Origin of the sequence: Mucilaginibacter sp. (assembly GCF_035492695.1) — a bacterium.
Classification (GTDB): domain Bacteria; phylum Bacteroidota; class Bacteroidia; order Sphingobacteriales; family Sphingobacteriaceae; genus Mucilaginibacter.
The window spans coordinates 73,839-94,378 of record NZ_DATJJC010000015.1 but is presented as its reverse complement, the minus strand read 5'-3'; the positions used below and the strand labels follow the sequence as shown (position 1 = coordinate 94,378).

21 protein-coding genes are annotated in these 20,540 nt (G+C 43.3%); 12 read left to right on the top strand and 9 right to left on the bottom strand.

What is annotated here, in order from left to right; translation table 11 throughout:
- Positions 1-45 precede the first annotated feature (45 nt).
- From VL525_RS10255 to VL525_RS10235, 5 genes are all read left to right on the top strand, one after another.
- Entirely contained in the window at positions 46-372 is a 327-nt protein-coding gene (locus VL525_RS10255; protein ID WP_325386084.1) for an iron-sulfur cluster assembly accessory protein, read from the top strand.
- A gap of 108 nt (positions 373-480) precedes the next feature.
- Positions 481-2,397 (top strand): long-chain fatty acid--CoA ligase, encoded by a 1,917-nt coding sequence (locus VL525_RS10250; RefSeq protein WP_325386082.1) that lies wholly within the window; start codon positions 481-483, stop codon positions 2,395-2,397.
- Between the two features lie 33 nt (positions 2,398-2,430).
- A complete protein-coding gene (locus VL525_RS10245; protein ID WP_325386080.1) occupies positions 2,431-3,372 on the top strand; it encodes a hypothetical protein in 942 nt (313 codons plus the stop codon).
- Positions 3,373-3,489: 117 nt separating this feature from the next.
- Positions 3,490-5,211, top strand: coding sequence for a lysine--tRNA ligase (gene lysS, locus VL525_RS10240; RefSeq protein ID WP_325386078.1), 1,722 nt, complete (start codon positions 3,490-3,492; stop codon positions 5,209-5,211).
- 161 nt (positions 5,212-5,372) lie between these two features.
- Entirely contained in the window at positions 5,373-5,585 is a 213-nt protein-coding gene (locus tag VL525_RS10235; protein ID WP_325386076.1) for a hypothetical protein, read from the top strand.
- Positions 5,586-5,622: 37 nt separating this feature from the next.
- On the opposite strand, the gene VL525_RS10230 is transcribed toward VL525_RS10235, so the two are convergent.
- The gene (locus VL525_RS10230) at positions 5,623-6,174 is read right to left on the bottom strand and encodes a DUF2892 domain-containing protein (RefSeq protein ID WP_325386074.1); all 552 of its coding nucleotides are present in this window, start codon (positions 6,172-6,174) and stop codon (positions 5,623-5,625) included.
- A gap of 74 nt (positions 6,175-6,248) precedes the next feature.
- On the opposite strand from VL525_RS10230, the gene ung reads away from it, so the two are divergent.
- Entirely contained in the window at positions 6,249-6,926 is a 678-nt protein-coding gene (gene ung, locus VL525_RS10225; RefSeq protein WP_325386072.1) for a uracil-DNA glycosylase, read from the top strand.
- A gap of 68 nt (positions 6,927-6,994) precedes the next feature.
- On the opposite strand, the gene VL525_RS10220 is transcribed toward ung, so the two are convergent.
- Entirely contained in the window at positions 6,995-7,465 is a 471-nt protein-coding gene (locus VL525_RS10220; protein WP_325386070.1) for an Lrp/AsnC family transcriptional regulator, read from the bottom strand.
- Positions 7,466-7,588: 123 nt separating this feature from the next.
- Here VL525_RS10220 and VL525_RS10215 point away from each other — a divergent pair, with 123 nt between their 5' ends.
- Genes VL525_RS10215 through smpB form a run of 3 tightly spaced genes read left to right on the top strand, consistent with a single transcriptional unit; the run spans position 7,589 to position 10,603 of the window.
- Positions 7,589-8,239 (top strand): metal-dependent transcriptional regulator, encoded by a 651-nt coding sequence (locus VL525_RS10215; RefSeq protein ID WP_325386068.1) that lies wholly within the window; start codon positions 7,589-7,591, stop codon positions 8,237-8,239.
- Positions 8,236-10,134 carry an Nramp family divalent metal transporter gene (locus VL525_RS10210; RefSeq protein ID WP_325386066.1) on the top strand — a complete coding sequence of 633 codons (1,899 nt, stop codon included), beginning with the start codon at positions 8,236-8,238 and terminating at the stop codon, positions 10,132-10,134. The genes VL525_RS10215 and VL525_RS10210 overlap by 4 nt, the downstream gene beginning before the upstream one ends.
- Positions 10,135-10,153: 19 nt before the next feature.
- Complete coding sequence (gene smpB, locus VL525_RS10205; RefSeq protein WP_325386064.1) at positions 10,154-10,603, top strand: SsrA-binding protein SmpB; 450 nt, start codon at positions 10,154-10,156, stop codon at positions 10,601-10,603.
- Between the two features lie 65 nt (positions 10,604-10,668).
- Here the strand turns inward: smpB and VL525_RS10200 are convergent, their stop codons facing one another.
- The 3 genes from VL525_RS10200 to VL525_RS10190 form a co-directional block, all read right to left on the bottom strand.
- Positions 10,669-11,325 carry a protein-L-isoaspartate(D-aspartate) O-methyltransferase gene (locus VL525_RS10200; protein WP_325386062.1) on the bottom strand — a complete coding sequence of 219 codons (657 nt, stop codon included), beginning with the start codon at positions 11,323-11,325 and terminating at the stop codon, positions 10,669-10,671.
- A gap of 100 nt (positions 11,326-11,425) precedes the next feature.
- Entirely contained in the window at positions 11,426-13,912 is a 2,487-nt protein-coding gene (gene priA, locus VL525_RS10195) for a replication restart helicase PriA (RefSeq protein WP_325386060.1), read from the bottom strand.
- A 3-nt stretch (positions 13,913-13,915) separates the two neighbouring features.
- Complete coding sequence (locus VL525_RS10190; RefSeq protein ID WP_325386058.1) at positions 13,916-14,299, bottom strand: DUF423 domain-containing protein; 384 nt, start codon at positions 14,297-14,299, stop codon at positions 13,916-13,918.
- Positions 14,300-14,384: 85 nt separating this feature from the next.
- Between VL525_RS10190 and VL525_RS10185 the strand changes: the two genes are divergently transcribed.
- Both VL525_RS10185 and VL525_RS10180 read left to right on the top strand, forming a co-directional pair.
- Positions 14,385-15,980 carry a hypothetical protein gene (locus VL525_RS10185; RefSeq protein ID WP_325386056.1) on the top strand — a complete coding sequence of 532 codons (1,596 nt, stop codon included), beginning with the start codon at positions 14,385-14,387 and terminating at the stop codon, positions 15,978-15,980.
- Positions 15,981-16,126: 146 nt separating this feature from the next.
- Positions 16,127-17,551 carry a DUF5723 family protein gene (locus VL525_RS10180; RefSeq protein ID WP_325386054.1) on the top strand — a complete coding sequence of 475 codons (1,425 nt, stop codon included), beginning with the start codon at positions 16,127-16,129 and terminating at the stop codon, positions 17,549-17,551.
- On the opposite strand, the gene tsaB is transcribed toward VL525_RS10180, so the two are convergent.
- From tsaB to rpmH, 4 genes are all read right to left on the bottom strand, one after another.
- A complete protein-coding gene (gene tsaB, locus VL525_RS10175) occupies positions 17,535-18,224 on the bottom strand; it encodes a tRNA (adenosine(37)-N6)-threonylcarbamoyltransferase complex dimerization subunit type 1 TsaB (protein WP_325386052.1) in 690 nt (229 codons plus the stop codon). The two genes, VL525_RS10180 and tsaB, sit on opposite strands and share 17 nt — an antisense overlap.
- Before the next feature lie 97 nt (positions 18,225-18,321).
- Positions 18,322-18,564 carry a membrane protein insertion efficiency factor YidD gene (yidD, locus tag VL525_RS10170; RefSeq protein ID WP_325386050.1) on the bottom strand — a complete coding sequence of 81 codons (243 nt, stop codon included), beginning with the start codon at positions 18,562-18,564 and terminating at the stop codon, positions 18,322-18,324.
- A complete protein-coding gene (locus VL525_RS10165) occupies positions 18,561-18,953 on the bottom strand; it encodes a ribonuclease P protein component (RefSeq protein WP_325386048.1) in 393 nt (130 codons plus the stop codon). The genes yidD and VL525_RS10165 overlap by 4 nt, the downstream gene beginning before the upstream one ends.
- A 51-nt stretch (positions 18,954-19,004) precedes the next feature.
- Positions 19,005-19,163 carry a 50S ribosomal protein L34 gene (gene rpmH, locus VL525_RS10160; protein ID WP_325386046.1) on the bottom strand — a complete coding sequence of 53 codons (159 nt, stop codon included), beginning with the start codon at positions 19,161-19,163 and terminating at the stop codon, positions 19,005-19,007.
- A gap of 157 nt (positions 19,164-19,320) precedes the next feature.
- On the opposite strand from rpmH, the gene VL525_RS10155 reads away from it, so the two are divergent.
- Positions 19,321-20,193, top strand: a complete 873-nt coding sequence (locus tag VL525_RS10155) for a ChaN family lipoprotein (protein WP_325386044.1) — start codon at positions 19,321-19,323, stop codon at positions 20,191-20,193.
- Positions 20,194-20,540 lie beyond the last annotated feature (347 nt).

Here is a 20,540-nt window from a genome sequence, read left to right as displayed (position 1 = left end):
GTGAATTGCCATTTACTCCCCATTCACTATTGACAATTGACTACAATGGTAACTATAACTGATAAAGCAAAAAGTAAGATAGATCACCTGATGCAGGATGCGGGGCTTGATGCCTCCTATTTCCTTCGTGTATCGGTGAAGGGTGGTGGTTGCTCGGGGTTATCATACAATCTTGATTTTGATAACGAAGAAAAAAAAGGCGATCAGTTTTTCGAGGATAGAGGTATCCGTATGGCGCTTGATATGAAATCGTTCCTTTACCTTGCCGGCACCGAGCTTGATTTTAGCGATGGCTTAAATGGCAAAGGTTTTAACTTCCACAACCCGAACGCATCGCGCACCTGCGGATGCGGCGAGAGTTTCTCAGTATAATATTTTCGGATTACACCGATTTATTTTTGATTACACCGATGTTCTGAAAAGCATATCGGTGTAATCATTTTTTAATATATTTATCCTTGTAATCAATTATAAATTTTAATGAGTTCTGTAGCTGAGCGAAAGACCGTACCTGACTTGATACGCAATGTTGTCGCGAATATCCATCCCGAAACGCATCCATTCCTTGTTCATAAAGTAAAAGAAGACTGGGTTGAAATTTCTTACAAAGAGGCCATTGAAAAAATTGATGCCATATCGGCCTGGTTCCTGGAAATTGGCGTAAAAAAAGGCGACCGCCTGGCCCTGCTCATTGACAACGGTCCGGATTATGTTTATTACGACCAGGCGCTGCAACAAATAGGAGCTGTTAACACTTCCATCTATCCCACCCTTTCAGAAACGGAAATAGAATATATACTGAATGACTCGGGCGCAAAAACTATTCTTGTTGGCACGCCTTTTCTGATGAGGAAGGTATACCGGGTTGCCAACAACTGCCCCGACCTTATCCGGATCATCCTCGGCTTTGATGAAATGGAAAAATATGCCGACCGGGGCAACAAATTCAACCCGGGCATTACCTGTATAAATGGTATTATAGAAGAGGGACGTAAGATAGTGGAACAATATCGGCCGGCCATCAACAGTGCCCGTGAAGCTATCCTGCCGTCAGACCTGTCCTGCCTTATTTATACATCAGGCACAACCGGTACTCCCAAGGGTGTAATGTTAACCCATTTCAACCTGACAGAAAATGTACGGGCCAGCCTGGAACAAATACAGGTGCTGGAGAAAACAGACAAGTTCCTTTCGTTTTTACCGCTTTCGCACGTTTTTGAGCGCACCGCCACCTATCATATTTGCCTGTTTGAAGGTTGCACCATTGCATTCTCGCAAAGTCTTGACCTGCTGGCCAAAAACATGGGCGAAGTTAAGCCTACCATCATGTGCTGCGTACCACGCTTACTGGAACGGATACACGACCGGGCAATGAAGAACGGGACTTCGGCGGGCGGCGCAAAAACCAGGATATTCCTTTGGGCGCTTGGTATTGGCCGCAAACACAGGTTGGTGCTGGAAAGTGGCAAAAAGCCAAACATTGTACTTAGGCAGCAACAAAAAATTGCCGAAAAACTGGTATTCAGCAAAATAAAAGAGCGCACTGGCGGCAGACTGAAATTCCTGATATCCGGCGGAGGCGCGTTACCTAAAAATATTGGTGAATTTTTTGGCGACCTGGGCATTAAAGTATTAGAAGGTTTTGGGTTGACAGAGACCTCGCCGGTAATGGCCGTTACCGAAAACGAACGGGTGATTTATGGCACGGTTGGCCGAATTATTCCACGGATAGAAGTGGGTATTCAGAATGTTGACACCAAAGAGATTTACACCGTTCAAACCCATAATACTTTCAAGGAGGATTTTCAGTCGGAAGAAGGAGAGATCATTGTGCGCGGACATTGTGTAATGAAAGGTTATTGGAACAAACCACAAGAAACGGCAACCGTTATCGACCCGGATGGCTGGTTTCATACCGGTGATATTGGCCGTTTTTTTAAAGGCAACCTGCAAATCACCGACCGTCTCAAAAATATGCTGGTAAATGCTTATGGTAAAAACATCTATCCTACCCCGGTAGAGAATACTTATTTAAAGAGTTCGAAAATAGAACAGGTATTCCTGGTGGGCGACAAGCGCGAATATATAACAGCTATTGTGGTACCAGCCCGGGAAATATTGCAGGAAACTTTTAACCTAAGCAACGAGTTTTTCGAACAGCCCGTAATGTTTATCGAGGAGAAGGAGATCATCGATTGGATAGGCCAGGATATTAAGCGACTTTCAAACGAACTTGCCAAGTTTGAGCGAATAAAAAACTTTAAAGTTAAACGTACACCTTTCAGTATGGATGATGGGGAAGTAACACCAACCATGAAGGCCAAAAGAAAGGTGATAGAAAAGAAATATGCCGACGCTATTGACCAAATGTATTTGCAGGAAGCAGAGGCAGACTAGGCTATAGCGAAAAAATATTAAAGAAAAAGCGCTATGTATAAAAATTTGAAGTATTTAGTGCTGATAATTTTATTAAGTGCCTTATTTTCATGCCATAAGGACAAAAAGGTTATCCCCGAAACTCCCCAGACATCATTCGGAACCTATGTTCTGTTTACTGCCGACGAGGAATTTAATAACGGTCATTCTAATGCCCCAAGTGCCTACACCACACTATACTATGCCAAGCTGGACGGAACTGGTATCACGGCAGTAACGCCATTTGAATCGGACCATTACAGCTATCGCGGCTCATGGTCGTTTGACGGTACAAAGGTTATTTATACCCGCGGCAACAAGGACGATAGCGACCGCAGTTTGTGTATTATTGACGTTCCCGGAGGAAATTTCAGGACTATCATCCAGGGGCACCGTGCCGATTACGGCTCATTCTCACCCGATGGCAAACAAATATCCTACGGCAAAGCACAAGTAGACAGCCTTTATGACTATGATGTGTACGTAGCCAGCGCAAGTGGCACTTCAGAGCAACGCCTTACTTTTTTTGCAAACGATGACGGTGCGGTAGCCAATATCCATTGGGGAGCCAATGGCAAAATATATTTCAACGCCATCGGCGATCATCATCACGTGGGGATCTACTCGGTTGATCCGGACGGCAACAATCTTACTTTAGTGGTACCCGACGTGGAGTTTTTGGGAATATCCCGCGACGCTGGGAAAATATTGTATGATACCAGCACCGGCCTGTATACTTGTGATGCGGACGGCAAGAACTCAAAAAAGATCGTTACCTACGACAATAATACGCCCAACTCCATATTGGGCGCATCGTGGTCATATGATGGTATGGCGATCTATTTGTCCTATACCGATTACCCTTACGGCCTGTTTGGCATCTACCGCATCAACAGGGACGGATCGGGATTAAAAAAGATACTGGACGGGTTTTATGAATTTCCGGTGGTATATTGATTTCCCGCAAAGCCTTTCTGGTACCCGTTCATTATCCTCCAAAGAAACCAACAGGCAGGCTGTTTCTCTAACTAAAAAACGCTATTTTTGCAACCTTATTGAAACACCGTTTTATACATGAGTATTGCACTATCCGAACAGGAAATTTTACGCCGCGAATCGTTACAACAGCTTCGTGCTTTGGGCATCAACCCCTACCCGGCCGAGGCTTTTAATATAACTGCTTTTGCGCAGGATATATTGGATAATTTTAATGCCAACGCCGGCAACTATCAAAATGTAGTATTGGCCGGCCGCATCATGACCCGCCGCATTATGGGCAGCGCCTCGTTTGCCGAACTACAGGATTCAACCGGGCGCATCCAGATTTACCTGAAACGCGATGATATCTGCCCCAGTGAGGATAAAACGATGTACAATACGGTGTTCAAAAAGCTTCTGGACATTGGCGACTATATCGGCGTTAAAGGTTATGCTTTTATAACCCAAACCGGCGAAGTATCCGTGCATGTTAGTGAGCTCATCGTTCTGTCGAAATCGTTAAAGCCATTGCCGGTGGTTAAGCGCGAAGAGGATGGGACTATTCATGATGGCTTTACAGATCCTGAAATGCGCTACCGCCAGCGTTATGTCGACCTTACTGTTAACCCGGAGTTTAAGCAGATATTTATTAACCGCTCCAAAGTGATCAGCACTATGCGCGATTACTTCAATAAACAAGGCTGGATGGAGGTGGAAACGCCTATTCTGCAGCCTGTACATGGCGGCGCAGCGGCAAGGCCATTCAAAACGCATCACAATACGCTGGATATGGAGTTGTTTCTCCGTATCGCCAATGAATTGTACCTTAAACGGTTGATCGTAGCCGGGTTTGATGGGGTTTATGAATTCGGCAAGATGTTCCGTAACGAGGGTATGGACCGCACACACAACCCGGAGTTTACCTCAATGGAGATTTATGTAGCCTATAAGGACTATATCTGGATGATGGAGATGGTGGAAAATTGCCTGGAAGAAGTAACACGCGCCGTACATGGCGTGCCTGTTGTGCAGGTAGGAAATAACGAGATCAGCTTTGCCGGGCCATACGAAAGGTTATCCATGTACGAGTCGATCCAGAAATATACCGGAATCGATGTTTCGGCGATGGATGAGGCAGGTTTATTAAATACCTGTAAGGACCTCGGCATTGAAACCGATGCCACCATGGGCAAGGGCAAATTGATCGACGAGATATTCGGCGCCAAAGTGGAGGCTAACCTGATACAGCCAACCTATATCACCGACTACCCCATCGAAATGACACCGTTGGCCAAAAAGCACCGCAGCAAGGATGGTTTGGTTGAACGGTTTGAATTGTTTGTAAATGGTAAGGAAATAGCAAATGCTTATTCGGAATTAAACGACCCTATAGATCAGCGTGAAAGATTTGAAGAACAATTGACATTAGCCGGTCGCGGCGACGAAGAAGCCATGGCCATGGACGAAGATTTTCTACGTGCTTTGGAATACGGCATGCCGCCAACATCGGGCCTGGGTATCGGTATAGACCGTTTGGTGATGCTGCTAACCAACCAGCACACCATACAGGAAGTATTGTTCTTCCCGCAAATGCGGCCCGAAAAGAAGGCGAGGGTGGCCACGGCTGATGATTTTATTAATATAGGCGTGCTTGCCGAATGGGTACCTGTTTTGAATAAAATGGGCTTTAATACAGTCGAAGAATTGAAAGCCGCCAACCCAAACAAGGTTTATAATGACATGGGCGGTATGCGCAAAAAATTAAAGCTGGACATTCCGATGCCGTCAAAGGAAGTGGTGATGGCTTGGTTTAATTAGCTTATGGCCCGTAGATCATGGTAAAATGGCAGTTTTGCTATAAACTATGAGCCATTAACCATAATCTACTTAACAATTTGTTAATAAAATCATAAAATTGATAAAACTTTAGCATCAAAATGTCTGTATAACTTTATAATTACACAAGTTATGCAAACATTATGACTAACTCGATATTAGAAATAACTGAGAACGAATACCTTATCAAATTAAACAGGAGTACTTTCGACCTGTCGTTTATAAGAAGCTTACTGAAAATAGTTGAGGTGGCGAATCCCTCGGAAGATCACCTGCCGGCCGCTGAGAAATATGTACCGGCGAGGTTGAACTCATCATCTGAACCGGACTATTACAGCTTTATAGAAGAGAAATAGGCTTTAAAAATCATCTTTTTAAAGCCTATTTTTTTACTTAATACTGGCGGTATCCGCCGCGTACTGCCTGCTGTTTATCCATTTGTACCATCTGGGCCTTCATCATTTTTATCTGGTCGGCCAGCAGCTTATTTTTATCATCCTTACTTGCTTCCGATAAGTACATCTGTGCTTCACGTTTGTTGCGTTTAGCCATCGCTATACCTGCCAGGCTCAATTTAGCCAATGCTATATTATGCGACATTTTCATGCCCAGAGATAAGGCCTTCTTAAAAAATTTCTCTGACTTTAACGGCGCTTTTCGTGATTCCATCAAACCAAGCAACAGGTTATAGTAGCCGTGCTGGTTTTTGTTTAATTGTTTTTCGTAGTCGGTTATCTTTCCCAGCCATTGGTCGGCTTTTTCCGAATTCTCTTTGCGCAGGTAAAACTGCGCTATGATCATATTTTCATTAAAGAAATAAGTGAGCAGGATAAGTCCCCCGATAAAAAACACCGATATTCCCCATCCCCAAAAACCAAAGCCACAAAGGGTAACACCTGCTCCGGCAACAACGCAGGCAATAATAAGCCGAACAAGATTTGACATAATTTTATGTACTGTAAAATAGATTGCAAATATCCGTTTATTTGTAGTCTTAACCAACATCTGTATAAATATTTATGGCGATTGATCTGGAAGCATCCTGGCTGAAAGTTTTACACAAAGAATTTGAGAAAGATTATATGATCAAACTCAAAGCTTTTCTTAAGCAGGAAAAGGACGCGGGTTATAAAATATATCCAAAAGGAACCGATATTTTCAATGCATTTAAACAAACACCTTTTGATGATCTGAAAGTGGTGATACTTGGGCAGGACCCTTATCATGGTGTAAACCAGGCGCACGGTTTATCCTTTTCTGTGCAAAAGGGAATCAGTCCTCCACCATCTCTGAAAAATATTTATAAGGAACTTGTTACGGATATACCGGGGTTTACTATCCCAAATCACGGCGACCTGACAGAATGGGCTGAACAAGGCGTGTTATTACTCAATGCAACACTAACTGTCAGGGACAGCAGCCCGGCTTCGCACCAGAAAAAAGGGTGGGAGGAATTTACCGACCAGGTGATCAAGACTATATCCGACAAAAAAGAAGGGATCGTTTTCATCCTGTGGGGAGCTTACGCCCAAGCTAAGGCCGAACTGATCGATAAGTCCAAACACTTCATCATCAAATCTCCGCATCCGTCACCATTTTCGGCCGACAGGGGTTTTTTTGGCTCAAAGCCATTTTCAAAAACGAACGAAATCTTAAAAAAGGAAGGCAGAAAACCTATTGACTGGCAGATACATTAACAATTACTAAATGATTGAATTATCGAATTATTGATATTCAGTCATTCAATAATTCAGTAAATCAACAATTAGTATTCCAGCGGCACTATCGGCTCTTTCTTGCTGGTCGACATGATCATCATGGTTTGGAAGGTTTTCACCACAGGGATGCGGCTGATCTTTTCCATGATAAGTTGTTCGTAAGATTTGATGTCCTTCACATATACCTTCAGCAGGAAATCGCACTGACCGGTAACATGGTGGCATTCGGTAACTTCCTTGATCTTTTGTATCTCGTCCAAAAATACCTGGATGGTGTTATTCTTGTGAAAATCAAGCGAAACCTGAATGAAAGTCTTAATACCCAGGCCCAGTTTTTCCTCATCCACCAGTGCGTGATAACTTTTGATATACTCTGCATTTTCCAGTTTTCTAACGCGCTCCAGGGTGGGTGCAGGAGATAAGCCAATTTCATTAGATAACTGCAAATTGGTTATCCTTCCGTTTTCCTGTAAAATTCTAAGTATCTGCAGGTCTATTTTGTCGAGTTCGGCAGCCATGATGGGTACAAATATAGTTTTTCCTTAATCAACAGAATAAAATTTCTTTTAAAACAATTTAGACCGAAATAAATTTTATATATTTTTTTAGACTAATCTAAATTTTTTATTAGATTTGCTTAAATGAATACATTCACAGAAGAGAATTATTTAAAGGCCATTTACCATCTTTCCATCCAGTCGGAAAGCGTCAGCACAAACCAGATCGCCGGTTCGCTAAGTACTAAGGCCGCATCGGTAACAGATATGCTGAAAAAACTGGCTGAAAAAGAACTGATCAATTACACCAAATACCAGGGCGTAACCCTCACGCCAGCCGGTGAAAAGATCGCATTAAGTATTATCCGCAAACACCGGCTTTGGGAATATTTCCTGGTGGAGAAACTTAATTTTAAGTGGGACGAAGTGCACGATGTGGCGGAAGAACTGGAACATATCTCGTCCAGAGAGCTGGTCGACCGGCTGGACGAATTTATGGGGCATCCAAAATACGATCCGCACGGTGACCCAATACCCGACCGGCATGGTAAATTTAAAGCGCACGAATTAAAACCTGTTTCGTCGCTTGGCGTTGATAGCGTGGGAATAATATCAGGAGTCCGTGAACATTCGGCGGCCTTCCTGCAATACCTGGAAAAAATGCAGCTGATCATCGGAAAGAAAATAAAAATAACTGAAATAAACACCTACGATCACTCGGTGATCCTCGCGGTGGACGGTAATAAGGTCCACATCAGCCGCGAGGTAGCCAATAATTTGCTGGCAGCTTTATGAGTAGCGAACATGGTCAATCATTAAGCAACGTTCATAGCTCTATCGCTACTGAAAATAAAACCGGCTGGCGACGGATGCTTGCTTTCATCGGTCCGGCATACCTTATCAGTGTGGGCTATATGGACCCGGGCAATTGGGCGACTGATATTGCCGGCGGCAGTGCGTTCGGGTATAAACTGATATGGGTTCTGTTCGTTTCTAACCTTATGGCGTTACTGCTCCAGTCATTAGCCGCCAGGTTAGGTATTGTCCGGGGGCTCGACTTGGCGCAGGCCTCAAAAAACTCCTATCCACGGTTCGCTAACTTTTGCCTTTATATTTTGGCGCAAGTGGCCATTATAGCCTGCGATCTTGCCGAGATCATCGGTATGGCCATCGGCCTGAAGCTGCTTTTCAACCTGCCGCTGATATGGGGAGTGTCACTTACGCTAACCGATACCATCCTGATGCTGTTTTTAATGAACCGCGGCATGCGTAAACTGGAAGGATTCATCATCTCCATGATATTTATAATTGGTGTATCGTTCCTGGTGGAGATGTTCATTGTACAACCCGAAATTAAAGAGATAGCGAAAGGGTTTATCCCGTCGAACCTTTTTAAATCCGATCATGCAACGCAGCAAATGCTGTATATCACTATTGGTATAATTGGGGCGACGGTAATGCCCCATAATTTGTACCTGCATTCGTCGCTTGTGCAAACCCGGCGGATAACCAAGACCGACGAGGGTATCAGAACTGCGATCAGGTTCAACCTGTTCGATACAACCATTGCGCTGAACCTGGCATTCTTCGTAAATGCGGCCATATTAATATTAGCTGCCGGTGCATTTTTCAGGAACGGATATTTTGAGGTCGCCGAGATAAAAGACGCATATAAATTACTGGAACATATATTCGGCAAGGTGGCTCCCACTCTGTTCGCGATAGCATTGATCGCATCGGGGCAAAGTTCGACGGTTACAGGGACATTAGCCGGGCAGATCATTATGGAAGGGCATATCAACCTTCGTATCGAGCCCTGGCTGCGGCGACTGCTTACACGCTTGCTGGCAATCGTTCCGGCGATGTTCACCATTATCTATTTTGGCGAGGAAGGTTTGGGAAAACTCATTATCCTGAGCCAGGTTGTGCTAAGTTTGCAATTAGGGTTCGCGGTAATACCGCTTATCCATTTCGTTTCGGACCGCAAGCGGATGGGACAATTCTCCATAAATACCTGGGTAAAAATATTAGCCTGGGGATGCGCCCTGCTGATATTGGGTTTGAATGCAAAACTGGTGATAGATCAGTTAAAAGACTGGGCCGCAGCTTATCCGCAATCAGGATTTTTAATTTACGGCTTGGTGGTACCCATTACAATAGCAGTTGGCGTGTTGTTAGTATATGTATTTTTGAGACCTTTATTGTTTAAACATAAAGATATGCCTGCACAGGTGCCACATGGTTTAGCTACAGCAATTACCGACCTTGCGCCGATAACCTATAAAACAATAGGCATTACCATTGATTTTTCAAAAAACGACAAGGACTGCATCAGGCATGCTATTATGCAGGGAGGGAAAAAAGCGCGTTACAAATTGATACACATAGTTGAAACAGCCGGCGCACGCTATTACGGAACAGACACCATGGACCATGAAACGCAAAGCGATGTGGATAACCTGGAAAAATACGTCGCTTCCATGCAAGAATTGGGTTACCATGCCGAAAGTAAGATCGGTTTCGGCAGACCGGCAAAATCCATCGCTCAAATTGTGAAAGATGAGCAAATTGAATTCCTGGTGATGGGGTCGCACGGGCATAAAGCGCTTAAAGACCTGATATTCGGAACCACCGTAAACTCCGTTCGCCATAAGGTTAATATCCCGGTATTGGTGGTAAAACCGCAATAATTCGCATATTTGCACTGCGATGAGCCAGGATATCTACATAAAAAACAAACGCGCCTATTTTGAGTACGCCATACTGGACAAATACACTGCCGGTATAAAATTACTTGGCACCGAAATAAAATCGATCCGTGAGGGCAAGGCCAATCTGAATGATGCCTTTTGTACTTTTATCGATAGCCAGTTATATGTTCGCAACCTGCATATCTCCGAATATTCGTACGGATCGTTCTACAACCACGAAGCCAAACGCGACCGGGTGTTATTGCTAAATAAAAAGGAGCTGAAAAAACTGCAAACTCGTGGCGAGGAGAAAGGCCTGACCATTGTTCCATTGGCCTTATTTATAAGCGAACGTGGCTTTGCTAAATTAGAGATCGGCCTGGCACAAGGCAAGAAAACCTACGATAAACGCGAAAGTTTGAAAGAACGCGATACTAAGGTAGAGATGGAAAGAGCGATGAAAAGATAGTTGGCAGTTATGAGTTAGCATGATGGTGGATTGCTGCAAACTGCCGACGGCAAGCTGCAAACTGATCACCAGGCCTTATCCCCTACCAGCGGCACAAATCTGAAGGTATCCAGCACGTGTTTTTCGTAATCATTTTCAGCTGTTTTAAGTACCGTCACCATTTGCTGTTTGTCCTCATCACCTACCGGTATTACCAGGATACCGCCAATTTTAAGTTGTTTTAATAGCTCTTCGGGTACAGTGGGCGCGCCTGCGGTTACGATGATCTTATCATAGGGAGCATGTTCTTTTATGCCCCGGGAGCCATCGCCTAAAAAGAATTTAGGCTTATAACCCATGTAAGGCAATACCTGTATAGTGCGTTGGTATAATTTTTCCTGCCGTTCTATAGTATATACATCGGCGCCAAGCTCCATTAGTATGCAAGCCTGGTAACCTGAACCTGTACCGATCTCCAGCACCTTATCTCCCTTTTTGATATGCAGCAACTGCGTTTGATAGGCTACAGTGTAAGGTTGTGAAATCGTCTGTTCCTCGCCTATCGGGAAAGCGATGTCCTTGTAAGCCTGGTTCCAGAAAGTTTCATCAAAAAAGAAATGACGCGGAACTTTACCAATGGCTTTTAGTATTTGCTTGTCCTCGATGCCCTTTTTCTCTAATATCTCCACCAACCGTTTGCGGGCGCCTTTTTCACGGTAATTGTCTATGAACTTATATGCCATTTGCCAACAAAGTTAGCACGATTTATGCAGTATGAACAGGAATGTTTAGAACTATTAGTCCGGTATTAGATTCTTCACTGCGTTCAGAATGACAAAAAGATCATATTGGATCAACATCAGCCTGGACAACACTCCCCTTGCTCAATTTAGTTGTTTGAAATTGAGTGATCACATCTTTGATAATAGCTTTAGCACGGTTGATGGACTCCACATCCCGCTCGAATTTGAGCATAATGGATTTGATATAGTAATTGCGGATGCGGCTGACCAGCGGGTATTCGGGCCCGATGACACGGTCGCCGAAGTTTTTGCGCAGCTCTGTTGCCAGGTACTCGGCCTGGTTAAACAGTATATCCTGGCTCTTATGTTTGATATCTAAATTGATAATGCGATAAAAAGGCGGGTATTTAAAACTTTTCCTCTCCTCCATTTCGGTGAAATACAGATCCTTGTAATCGTTTTCGATCACCTGTTTGATAACCCGGTGATTGGGGTCGTAAGTTTGAATTACTACTTTACCCTGTTTTCCTCTTCGCCCGGCCCTGCCGCTTACCTGCGCCAGCATCTGGAAGCTTCGCTCGTTGGCATGATAGTCGGGGTACTTTAATAAACTATCAGCGTTGATGATACCGATCACAGTCACGTCTGAAAAGTCCAGGCCCTTAGCTACCATTTGAGTGCCCACCAAAATATCTATCTTTTTCTCTTCCAGGTCGTTCAGGATATTTTGTAAAGAATTCCTTGAACGTGTGGTATCCAGGTCCATGCGGGCTATCCGGGCTTCGGGCAGCAGGATACTTAATTCATCCTCCACCTTCTCCGTACCAAAACCTTTATATTCCAGGTGAGTCGAGCCGCATGCCGGGCAAATGGATGGCGCTTCCTCCTTATAGCCGCAATAATGGCAATGCAATTTGCCGCTGCTTTTATGATAGGTCAGGCTTACATCACAGTTGATGCATTTGGGTGTATAAGCGCACACTTTGCACATCAGCAGCGGTGCATATCCGCGGCGATTCTGAAATAGAATCACCTGCTCTTTATTAGCCAGTGCAGTCTTTATATCATCCATCAGTACACTGGTAAAATGCGACTGCATGGTTTTCTTTTTCAGCTCTTCGGTAATGCTTACTACTTCTGTTTTGGGTAATTCAACTCCGCCAAAGCGTTCGGCCAATTCAGCGAAACCGTACTTATGCATTCGTGCGTTGTAATACGATTCAAACGAAGGCGTAGCTGAACCCAGCAACACTTTACCATGATAAGTATTAGCAAGATAGATCGCAGCGTCGCGTGCGTTATACCGCGGGGCCGGATCGAACTGTTTATAGGAGGTCTCGTGTTCTTCGTCCACGATGATCAATCCCAGGTCCGCAAACGGCAGGAAAACAGACGAACGCGCACCAAGAATCACTTTATATTCATGATTCAGCACCTTTTGCCAAACTTCGACACGTTCATTGTCATTAAACCGGGAATGATAGACACCAATGCTACTACCGAAATATTGCCGCAGCCGTTCGATAATGTGGGTAGTTAAAGCGATCTCGGGCAATAGGTAAAGTACCTGCTTTCCTGAATTAATTACCTCTTCTATCAACCGGATATAAAGCTGGGTTTTGCCCGATGAAGTAACCCCATGCAGCAGCACGACATCCTTTTCATTAAACTGATTCTTTATGTCTCTTAATACTTCTTCCTGGGAATCACTTAATTGAAAATTATCCGAGAACTCATCCTCGTCAAAATACAAGCGGCTTACATTCTTTTCCTCAGCAATAAATACTTCCTTTTCGATGAGCGACCTGATGCTCGCATCACCAGCCCCGCTTTCTTCTATGAGTTCATTTTTTGAGATTGTCTTCTGTGTTCTTGCCAGTTTGATATAAGCCAGTAACGCATCCGCTTGTTTAGGGGCGCGCTTTTCGAGGATGGGAAAAAGTTCGCGCAGGTTATCCGGATCGTTGTAGGCAGGGTTTAGCGTAAGGAAAGTTTTCCTGCGTGGTTTGTAACGTTCGCTTACTTCTTCCGAAATATTGATGATGTTCTTTTCGAACATCGACTTCAGTATCGGCATTACGGTTTTTTGCCCAAGCAATTTTACAATATCGCCGACGGTTAATTCATTTTGAATTTCAAGCGCCTCGGTTATCAGGAACTCCTTATCGTGCAAGGTGCTTTTATCAACCTGGAAGTCTTTGTTCAGTTCTATTTTGGTTTCACTGGCCAGCTTTAAGGCCGACGGCAAGGCGGCATTCATCACTTCACCCATATTACACAGGTAGTAATCGGCAAGCCATTGCCAAAATTGCAGCTGCTTTCCGGTTACTACGGGCCTGTCATCTAAAATATCGAGCAGGTATTTAGCCTCATATTTTTCCGGCGCCTGGTTGCCAACTGAGGCAATAATAGCAGTATACAACTTACTTTTGCCGAATTGCACCACTACCCTTTTGCCGACTGCAACCGAATTGTTCAATTGAAAAGGCACCCTATAGGTATAGTTTTTGGATATAGCCAAAGGCAGGATGACCTCCACAAATAAGGTCTCCCTGTCGGTATGCTGTATATCGGCAAACTCCAGCATATTTTATTTATCTCTGGAGGCTCCCAGGGCCATTGCTGCCCAACCGCCTATGAACAGTAGTCCGCCCAACGGGGTTACAGGGCCAATTATATTAGCAATATGCAAGTTCAGCAGATCCTGGCAAGCAAGCAGGTACAGTGAACCTGAAAAGAATACTATGCCTAACGTGAACAGCCAATATGCAGTACCTGTAAACTTACGGTCGGCAGGCAATAAAGAAAGGAACAGCAGTGCAAAAACATGATAAAACTGGTATTGTACCGCGGTGTGCCACACCTCCAATTGATAAGCTGTTAGTTTTGGTTTTAAGCCGTGGGCGGCAAAGGCGCCTGCTATAACCCCGAACATTCCCAAGATAGCAGCTGTAATAACAATTTTCCTGTTCATCGGTATATAAAGTGCTAAGTTACCATTTGAAAGTATTACTTTACGGGTGGCAGGCAAAAATCTACCTTTGTGTGATCTGAATTCCATGAAACGACTAATCATTATTACCATCCTGCTTTTCGCCGCCACAGCATTGGTAACGGTCGTTTACTTTCGCCACCTTAACACATCAGGCAAATATGCCAACCTGGCTATGCGAACCATTCCGAATGATGCCTCGCTGATATTCGAATTCAACAACGATAAGGAGTTTTATGACATTTTCGCCGGCAGCAAGCTTTTTGGCAATTTGCTTGGGCAGGATAACCAGGATGAGTTAACTGCGTTGCAGCAGCTATTGCTTCAAAACCCCGTGCTCAAAAAATATTTTAGCGGACAAGATATTTTTGTTTCGCTTCACCCGCAGAAAAATAATTCAATTGATTTTCTGCTAACAGTATCGGCTTCAAAGGAGTTCAGTGAGGCTGTATTAGAACAGTTATCAAAACAACCCAAAAACGGCATGTTGATAACACCGACGGAATTTGATGGCAGACCGGGTTATATTATTTATTTGAACGACCTAAAAAAAAGGTTCTATGTGATCAATAAAGATGACTACTGCCTTTCCGGGAGTTTTTCGAAAGATATCATCACCCATTGTGCAAATTACGACTATCGCAGAGAAAAGCAATCGTTTGTGCTGCTTCCGGATCAGCAGCGATCCAATTCGCTTGCGAACCTGTATTTGAACTACCGCGCGCTTACCCCTTTGGTTGAACAGGTGTTTTTAAGTAAAAACTATGACATCGTCAAAAATTTCCGTCAGTTTCCGGGATTAGCAGCACTTAGCCTAAACTTTAAAGGTGACGCGCTAATATTTAACGGAACAAGCGAAGCTGAGAATAGCGGGTCGGAAGGCTATCTTGGCCTCTTTGGCGGCCAGCAGCCCGTTGCCAACCACCTGAAAGAGCTATTTCCTTCTACCACTGCCTATTTTACAAACTTTTCGGTATCTGATCCTTTGAAATTTGAATCCGAATTAGCCGACCTTGAATCGAAAAGTGATTTTAGCGCTCAAAGAGGTGACATTCTGAGCAAGATCAGGAAAGAGACTGGTATTTCGTTACAAAAAGAATTCCCCAGGTTACTCGGGAACGAATTTGCCGTGGTAACCACGCATTACCACGAAAAAATAGGCATAGTGCAGTTAAAAGATGGCTCAAAACTTTTGAGCCTGCTTACCAATACCTGCAAAATGAGCTCTGATAACACGGGGCAGTTTACCTACGACAATGTACCGCAGATATTGCTTGGTGAAGCTTTCAGCCAGTTTAAAAAGCCTTATTTTAAAGTGCTGGATAACTACCTGATACTAACGAATAGTACATCCGAAATAGTTAGCTATACAGACACCTACGTCAACAGGAAATTCCTGGTAAAAACCAATGGCTATAATGATTTCAACAATCTGCTGGCCGAGAGTAGTAATGTTTCATTTTTCATCCAATTCAAAAACGCCGCACAATTATTCAAACAGGACATGAAATTATCTTTTTACGAAAGTTTTGACCAGGCTAACCCAGGCTGGAAAAACTTCTATGGTGCTTCGTGGCAACTTTCATCGTCCGACAAAAGTTTTTACACCAACTTTTGCATGCGCTTAAACACCGATACAGCCTCAATAAAAGGCGCATTTTAAAAAAATCTGCTGTATCCACACAACCCAACACCTAAAATTCCGTTTAAAGCCTATAGTTGCTAATTTTTAATTTTTAGTATAAAATTAGTTTTTGAAGTTTATCTTTAAAACGCTTTAACTAACATATAGCCCCTGAGATACTTATAATGAAGAAGTTTTTACTTGTCTTTTGTTTCTTTTTGTTAGCAGCTAAGGGGTTCTCGCAACAGTTTTCACAATACAATACCGGAACTTTATTTGATTCGTTTGAAAACCCCTCGCAACGGGCGTTTGTTCCGGATACAAGTAAAATGTACGCCTTCAACTTTTTTGTTCCGAATTTCAATGCAGGCTTTACCTTAACAGGTGATGCGCAATCCACCCTTGTGGACAGGGCATTTGGAGGGAAATACAATAACAGTGGCCTCGAGATCGGTAATAACAAATTCAACCGCGCAAATATCAGCGGAAATGCGTACCTGATCATGTTCAAAATGTTTTCGAGCCTGAAGGGAGATGTCGAACTTGGTTTTTTTGCGCAAACAAAATTAGAAGGCAGGGGATATTTTTCCGATGAATCCATTGCGGTATTCAACGGACCCGGCGCTTTTGCCAATAGTACTTACAATGATATCTTTAATGATCATTATTATTACCAGATATACAATTCGATAGGCTTTTCATATCGCGAAAAAGTAACAAATCGGCTTGCCATCGGTGTAAAACTGGGCGTTTTATTTGGGATAGACTATAATAAGGTAGACATCTATCAGTCGCACATTAATTTCGACAATGAAAACGATGCTGCAATAATTGCCTTAAAAGGCAAATATTACCAAAGTAAAGGCCCGGGTAATTTCGATAGCAGGAGCTTTTTACCTACAACCCGCAGCCCGGGTGCACAGATCAGCCTTGGCGCATCTTACCGAACGGAAGACAACGTAACGATACAAGGTAATATCAAAGACCTTGGCTTTATCCACTGGTATAGCGAGTCGGGCGTATCTAATTTTAACGGCACAGAAACCATCAATGGTGTTACCACACCGCACCGCGAGGATAGTATTTTCAATCACGTTAACAACATACTCAGAAGTAAAAGAGTGTTTCAATCGTTTACGACGCCAACGAATGCATTGTTTGAGCTAAGCGCCACCAAATCCTATTGGGTAAATGACGACCACTCTATCAAATACTCCCCAACGGTTGTGGTGTCAAAAGCGTTATATTATACAGATTATACCGGGGCACTTGTAAACCATTTTCAATACAAGAATTATCATTTTAGCTTAACTGCAAGCTATGATGATATGAACCTGTTCAACCTGGGCACCCAATTTATGATCAAATCTTATAACGGGGAATTTTTCATAGGTACTGATAGATTGTTAAAGTCGGCAGCGTTGGCAAGCGCTATTCGCGGTTATTCGTCGTACAGTAACAATTCATTTACCGGGGCCAGTTTCTTTTTGGGCTTCTCGCTTAAATTTGGCCCGGTTATAGAGCATCCTTTAAATGCCAGCACCATACCTATGGGCGAAAAAGGGTTTCTGGGACGCCTTTATAACAGGTTGTTCAAGACTTATCAGTAGGGCGTTTACCTGCTATAAAATCCTTCAAATAATACGGCTCAAAATACGCCACATCTTCAAAATCCCCTGCTAAGTATTTTTCAGCGGCTCTTTTAGTGAGATATTTTGCAGAATTGGTGAAGTCGCCAACTATTTCGGCATTCGGATGAACAGCCAGTACCTCGCGGCATTTTTCTGCCCCATCGCCAAAAAATATGATCTTATGTTTTGATAGCAGATCGCTAAAGCTATTACCATCGATTATTTCGGCTGATGTCGGTACTATTCTACTCCCCCGGCTATCAAACACAGCCGTATATACTTCCATGCGCCGCGCATCTATCATCGGGCAAAGTAATATATCATCACCAAAGGATTTCTCGGCTATGAGTCCATAAGCCATAGTTTCCAAAGTTTCAACAGCGATAAGTGGTTTATCGAGCGCAAAACTTAAGCCTTTTGCGGCGGAAACACCAATACGCAAACCGGTATAAGAACCGGGCCCACTGCTTACGGCTATGGCTTCAATATCATTAAAAGTTTTGCCTGCATCCTTCAACACTTCTTCGACGAAGATCGTAATCTTTTCAGCATGGATATTTCGCTGGTCAGCTTCCTTAAAGGCCAAAACGCGACCATTTTTCGATAGGGCTACCGAACAAACTGTTGTGGCTGTTTCTATTTGAAGTATCATTTTTTAAGTCTTGAGTCCTGAGTCCTGAGTCCTGAGTCTTAAGTCATATATCTTCATTAAAAGACTAAGTGCTTAAGACTTCCGACTAATGACTAATTTATGGTACCGGATCATGTCCATGCCCACCCCAAGGGTTGCAACTGGCTATCCGTTTTATAGTTAACCATCCGCCTTTAAAGGCCCCATATTTCTTTATTGCCTCCACTCCATACTGCGAACAGGTAGGAGTATAACGACATGAAGCACCGGTAAGCGGCGAAATAAAATATTGATAAATTTTTATCAGTAATAAAAATATCCAGCCAATAACTGTCTTAAATATTTCTATTATCAGCATCATTTGGCGCTAAGTTCTGCTAGCCCTGTTAAAAGTTTCAGCATCTTTTTATGGATGAGATCATAGTCGTTAATTTCCTTTCCGATATAACCCACTGAAAAAACGATTTGTTTCTCCCTGGCGTCAAGCGATGAGTATAAGTACTGTTGTTTGTTCAGACGGTATGCTTCGCGCATGCGTCTTTTGAGCAAATTGCGGTCGACGGCGCTTTTGAATCTTTTTTTTGGTACCGAGAACAATACTTGCGCGGGGAATTCCTGCGGCTGGCTTGCGGCCATCCATGAAACCTTGAAGGGGTAACATAAAAAAGAAGAACCATTATGAAAAAGCTCATCGATGAGCCTTTTATTACATAACCGTTCTTCTTTTGTAAAGCTGTATATTTTGCTCATACCTCAACTGCAATTTAAAGCAATAACCGGTCGGAGCCTGTGGACAAGCAATTATGCTTTGTGCGAGCGCTCGTCAGAAACAGTTAATCTCTTTCTGCCTTTTGCTCTTCTGGCTGCCAATACTCTTCTGCCATTAGCAGTTGCCATACGCTCACGGAAACCGTGCTTATTTCTTCTTTTTCTTTGAGAAGGCTGAAACGTTCTTTTCATCGCTATTTATTCTATTCGTCGTGTTTTAAAACAAGAGCGCAAATTTAGTGCTTTTTTTATACTTATCAAATAGAATTGTACTATTTGTTAAATGAGGTGTTGTTTTGGTATATTGTTGCATTATTTTTTCAGGTGCATTAATAAAGTCCCCACTATTATGAAATATTTAGCTGCTTTAGTGTTCCTATGGTTACCTCTTCTGGCTCTTTGCCAGGAAGAACAGCACTATAAAATTTATAGCACCAGTCAGCAAAAACTGGTTTCAGCTGATGACATTACAGCCGGTATGGACAAAGCCGATGTTCTTTTCTTCGGCGAGGAGCACAACGATTCCACCTGCCATGTGCTGGAATCGCTGTTATTTAAAAAACTTGCAGCCAAGTTTCCCGGCAAAACCGCGCTCAGTATGGAAATGTTTGAAACCGACTGCCAGAACGTATTGAATGAATATTTAGCCGGATTAATACGCGAAAAGAATTTTACGACCGAGGGCCGTGCCTGGAAAAATTATAAGGATTACCGCCCGATGATAGAATTTGCCAAAACCAGTCAGATACCCGTAGTAGCTGCCAATGCGCCGGCGCGTTATGTTAACATGGTGAACCGGATGGGGCTGACCAGCCTTGACAAACTGGACAAAACGGGCAAAGCATGGCTGGCGCCCCTGCCTATTGACACCGCTACCGGCGCCTATTACGACAAATTCCTTGAAATAATGGGCGGCCACGGCGCAATGGGCAATATGCAAATGTACCAGGCGCAAAATGTTTGGGATGCCACCATGGGCTGGTCGATAGCGCGGTTCCTTAAAAAGCATCGCGGCTATAAAGTTTTCCAGGTGAACGGCGGATTTCACAGCCAGGAGAAACTGGGCACTGCTGCCCAACTGAAAAAATACTACGCAAAAGCAAAAATCGTCAATATCGCCTGCTTTTCGGATGATAGTTTTGACAATCCCGACTGGAATAAATACAGTAAGGACAATGATTACATTATCCTTACTGATCCGAAATTGCCAAAGACGTATTAATATCTAAATCGATACAATATTTTCTGATAGCGGTGTTTCACCGTGAGAATCCTAAATATTTCCGGATCGTCAGATGAGCATATCATGTTTATGCTATCACCAATTCTGAAAAAATCGTCATTGTTTCTTATTTTTTGCAAGTAATCTCTCTTGTTGTAAGTGTAGGTAAATACGGCATAATGAAATGTTGTATTCCTTGTAGATGATTTAGCAAATCCGACTATTAAAGCATTAACCGGCACACCGTGATCTTTCAATTGATTATTATAATACTGGTATTTCACCGTGGTTAAAGCCCAATATATTCCGCACAATGCCATCAACATTATCAGCGCCTTTCTCCATTC

What these genes read in the sequence shown, in the direction of transcription:
- VL525_RS10200 (WP_325386062.1), bottom strand. Translation starts at nt 11,325, where the DNA reads ATGGCATATAAGTTCATAGACAATTACCGTGAAAAAGGCGCCCGCAAA.
- VL525_RS10250 (WP_325386082.1), top strand. Translation starts at nt 481, where the DNA reads ATGAGTTCTGTAGCTGAGCGAAAGACCGTACCTGACTTGATACGCAAT.
- ung (WP_325386072.1), top strand. Translation starts at nt 6,249, where the DNA reads ATGGCGATTGATCTGGAAGCATCCTGGCTGAAAGTTTTACACAAAGAA.
- VL525_RS10235 (WP_325386076.1), top strand. Translation starts at nt 5,373, where the DNA reads ATGACTAACTCGATATTAGAAATAACTGAGAACGAATACCTTATCAAA.
- VL525_RS10220 (WP_325386070.1), bottom strand. Translation starts at nt 7,465, where the DNA reads ATGGCTGCCGAACTCGACAAAATAGACCTGCAGATACTTAGAATTTTA.
- smpB (WP_325386064.1), top strand. Translation starts at nt 10,154, where the DNA reads ATGAGCCAGGATATCTACATAAAAAACAAACGCGCCTATTTTGAGTAC.
- VL525_RS10210 (WP_325386066.1), top strand. Translation starts at nt 8,236, where the DNA reads ATGAGTAGCGAACATGGTCAATCATTAAGCAACGTTCATAGCTCTATC.
- VL525_RS10155 (WP_325386044.1), top strand. Translation starts at nt 19,321, where the DNA reads ATGAAATATTTAGCTGCTTTAGTGTTCCTATGGTTACCTCTTCTGGCT.
- VL525_RS10165 (WP_325386048.1), bottom strand. Translation starts at nt 18,953, where the DNA reads ATGAGCAAAATATACAGCTTTACAAAAGAAGAACGGTTATGTAATAAA.
- VL525_RS10230 (WP_325386074.1), bottom strand. Translation starts at nt 6,174, where the DNA reads ATGTCAAATCTTGTTCGGCTTATTATTGCCTGCGTTGTTGCCGGAGCA.
- VL525_RS10190 (WP_325386058.1), bottom strand. Translation starts at nt 14,299, where the DNA reads ATGAACAGGAAAATTGTTATTACAGCTGCTATCTTGGGAATGTTCGGG.
- rpmH (WP_325386046.1), bottom strand. Translation starts at nt 19,163, where the DNA reads ATGAAAAGAACGTTTCAGCCTTCTCAAAGAAAAAGAAGAAATAAGCAC.
- VL525_RS10180 (WP_325386054.1), top strand. Translation starts at nt 16,127, where the DNA reads ATGAAGAAGTTTTTACTTGTCTTTTGTTTCTTTTTGTTAGCAGCTAAG.
- priA (WP_325386060.1), bottom strand. Translation starts at nt 13,912, where the DNA reads ATGCTGGAGTTTGCCGATATACAGCATACCGACAGGGAGACCTTATTT.
- VL525_RS10245 (WP_325386080.1), top strand. Translation starts at nt 2,431, where the DNA reads ATGTATAAAAATTTGAAGTATTTAGTGCTGATAATTTTATTAAGTGCC.
- tsaB (WP_325386052.1), bottom strand. Translation starts at nt 18,224, where the DNA reads ATGATACTTCAAATAGAAACAGCCACAACAGTTTGTTCGGTAGCCCTA.
- VL525_RS10185 (WP_325386056.1), top strand. Translation starts at nt 14,385, where the DNA reads ATGAAACGACTAATCATTATTACCATCCTGCTTTTCGCCGCCACAGCA.
- lysS (WP_325386078.1), top strand. Translation starts at nt 3,490, where the DNA reads ATGAGTATTGCACTATCCGAACAGGAAATTTTACGCCGCGAATCGTTA.
- yidD (WP_325386050.1), bottom strand. Translation starts at nt 18,564, where the DNA reads ATGATGCTGATAATAGAAATATTTAAGACAGTTATTGGCTGGATATTT.
- VL525_RS10215 (WP_325386068.1), top strand. Translation starts at nt 7,589, where the DNA reads ATGAATACATTCACAGAAGAGAATTATTTAAAGGCCATTTACCATCTT.
- VL525_RS10255 (WP_325386084.1), top strand. Translation starts at nt 46, where the DNA reads ATGGTAACTATAACTGATAAAGCAAAAAGTAAGATAGATCACCTGATG.